Raw genomic sequence first — 2,046 nt, 5'->3', positions numbered from 1 at the left:
TGCTCTTAAAAAGCGAGAGAAAAGTCTTGAAAGTTTGCAAAAAGGCAGAAATGTTTCTTTAATCATCAATTACCACAAAAGTAGTAATGACAATCATCGATACACTTGTGCAGGCGTTGATAAAAAGGTAATTATATTGCTGGTCGTATACATCATGTTTGTAGTGTACACAAAGCTATTAAGTCTAAAGGATGAGAAATAATATTACCAATTTCGCATTCCGTAGAATCGATAAAAAGAATTGCCTTAAGCTTTAAAGGAGCAAAAAATTTCTTCGTTTTGGTTGTAATTGATCACTTATGCAGTAATTACAACTGCGGTAGCAATATTCATGTTTTGTTGCCTAAAACGTTGGGCAAGTGTTACAATTACTTTTCTTCGTATTAAAGCAAAAGTATTTGATAATAAAGTAGACAATTTCTGTGTTTAACAAAATTATAAATGATTATGATTAAATTTAAAAGCAATCTACGATTGTATCGTGATTTTAAAAATCAAAAGCCCTGCTTTACTGTATTAAAAAAATTTATCCTCCTGGATAGGCAAGGTAGCTTCAAATAGACTAGTATTCTCAGATCCTTTTATGAGAGACAAAGTGTACAACGATAAGTTTTTTATATTTATGGTCACTTCGCAAATAGTTATTGCTGTTTGCATGATGATTTGGGTCGTGATGATTTAAATATTGAAGATTCTCGAAGAAATTATCTAGAAAATCATAATTGTAATCACAATTCTTTATTTTTGATTTTTAAAATGTCGATTAAAGAAAACAAAGCTTTATCTTTAAAGATATTTGCAAAGATGAAACCCTTAAAGAACTGCTTTTAAGAAGCGAGAGAACAGTTCTGAAAGTTTGTCAAAAAGCGGAGGTTTTTGTCTAATCATTAATTTTCATGAAAAACGTGAAAAATATGAAGAGAATACTTAAAATGATTACTGATAGAATGGTTAAGTAAGGCGTAGGTAAAGGCAATTATTGGACCATCGGTCATACATACTTGTAATGTGCTTATGAATGCAAGATTTTTGAGGTCGATGGGCCAAAAATAGTACTATCAATCTCTTATTTCGTAGAATCAAAGACGCCGAATCGATAAAAGAAATTACTTTAAGCTTAAAGGGGCTAAGACTTTTTGCTTTGATCGCAATGGCCCAATTGCGCATTAACTACAGTTGCGGTAGCGACATTTATAGATCATTGCTTGAGACATTAGGTTGGTGTTAGTTAGAATGATTTTTTTTGCATGAAAATAGGAATATTTCATGAAAGGGTAGATGACTTTTGTGACACAGCTGAACAAGTACTTATTATACCTAGAATAATCTACGATAATTTTGTTATCGTAAAGTTAGGAGCAATGCTTAACCGCACGGAAAAAAGATTATGCTTTTAGATTTACAGAGTAATTCTAAATAAACGAGAAGCAAAAATACTCATAACACCTCTTTGTAAAAAATAAATCATACAAAATGAAGTTTTTTATATTTGTGGTTATTTTGCAAATAGTTATTACTAGTTTTGCATCATAATTTGAGTGTTTGTGATCATTGAATGATTGAAAATTATCGTAAAGCTTATCGAAGAAATTATGATCATAATTACGATTCTTTATTTTTAAATTTCTAAGATGCCGCTTGAAAAAGTTAAGTTTTACTTCTAAATATATTTGCAAAAATGAAATCTTTGCAGAATTTTTTTTTTAAGCGAGAGAAAAGTTTTAAAAATTCGTCAAAAAGCGAGGATGCTCGTTAAATTATCAGTAAACTTGTGAAGGTGTTGGGAAAAGAAAGGCGATTACACAACTGATTCGTATACATATTGATCTGTACCTATGAATGCTAAGTTATCGAGTCCAAAAGATGAGAAATGGTATTACCAATCTCATATTCCGTAGAATCGATAAAGAAAATTGTCTCAAGCTTAAAAGTAAAAAGATTTTCATTGATTTAATCGTAATTGCTCGGTTACTCAGCAACTAGAGCTGCGATAGCCATATTTATGTTCTGTTGCCTGAGGCGTTGGGCAAATGTTACGATAACTTT

At 30.8% G+C, this 2,046-nt stretch carries 1 protein-coding gene; it reads left to right on the top strand.

Going from position 1 to position 2,046, the window contains the following annotated elements:
• A partial coding sequence (locus ACH2BP_RS03045) for a hypothetical protein (RefSeq protein ID WP_395056886.1) occupies positions 1-202 on the top strand: 202 nt, incomplete at its 5' end.
• Positions 203-2,046 lie beyond the last annotated feature (1,844 nt).

This window comes from Flavobacterium sp. (assembly GCF_043756175.1).
Lineage (GTDB): Bacteria > Bacteroidota > Bacteroidia > Flavobacteriales > Flavobacteriaceae > Flavobacterium.
This window is presented reverse-complemented; position numbering and strand designations above follow the sequence as displayed.